Origin of the sequence: Lysobacter sp. TAB13 (assembly GCF_052113885.1) — a bacterium.
Classification (GTDB): domain Bacteria; phylum Pseudomonadota; class Gammaproteobacteria; order Xanthomonadales; family Xanthomonadaceae; genus Lysobacter; species Lysobacter gummosus.
Genome location: NZ_JBFRDR010000088.1, coordinates 1 through 613, shown reverse-complemented (window position 1 = coordinate 613; position 613 = coordinate 1). Strand labels below are relative to the sequence as shown.

Sequence of the window (613 nt, the reverse complement as noted above, 5' to 3'; positions counted from 1 at the left end):
GGATTCATCGACTTCGACCTGACCGGTGAAGGGCGAATGTTGTTCGCAGTCGTGAGCAATGACACGCCGCATGGCCAGGAAGATCGTGTTGACCGAGCGCACGCTCAAGCCGGTCAACTGAGCGGTGTTGGTGGCGGTGAGATCCAGTGMCCAACAGCGCACGAGCGCCCGAAATCGGGCCTCGCTGATTTTCGAACGGCTGTAGTACCTGTTTTTCTTTTGCATTTCAGGAAGATAGCTGCGTTATGGGACAGCTTTGCTTCCTAAGACCCTTTTCAAAGGGGGGAACTGTTTCGTCGCGCATGGAGGTATCCGTCGCCCTTACCAACCAAGCGCGGAAATGCGCCCCCTTTGAAAAAGGGGGCTGGCGGCCGGCGAACAATCGTCTGAGCTGTTCTGTGTCGGCGCCGGGGGATTTGCTTTTCGCCGCAGCAAAAGCAAATCCCCCCTAACCCCCCCTTTTCAAGGGTCTTAGGAAGCAAAGCTGTCCCATAACGCAGCTATCTTCCTGAAATGCAAAAGAAAAGCAGGTACTACAGCCGTTCGAAAATCAGCGAGGCCCGATTTCGGGCGCTCGTGCGCTGTTGGGCACTGGATCTCACCGCCACCAACA

The 613-nt window shown here is 56.0% G+C and carries 2 pseudogenes; one reads left to right on the top strand and one right to left on the bottom strand.

What is annotated here, in order from left to right:
* A pseudogene (locus tag AB4Y92_RS25255) lies at positions 1–225 on the bottom strand (IS1595 family transposase); the annotation flags it as partial.
* Between the two features lie 288 nt (positions 226–513).
* Here AB4Y92_RS25255 and AB4Y92_RS25250 point away from each other — a divergent pair.
* Positions 514–613 (top strand): annotated as a pseudogene (locus AB4Y92_RS25250) (IS1595 family transposase); the annotation flags it as partial.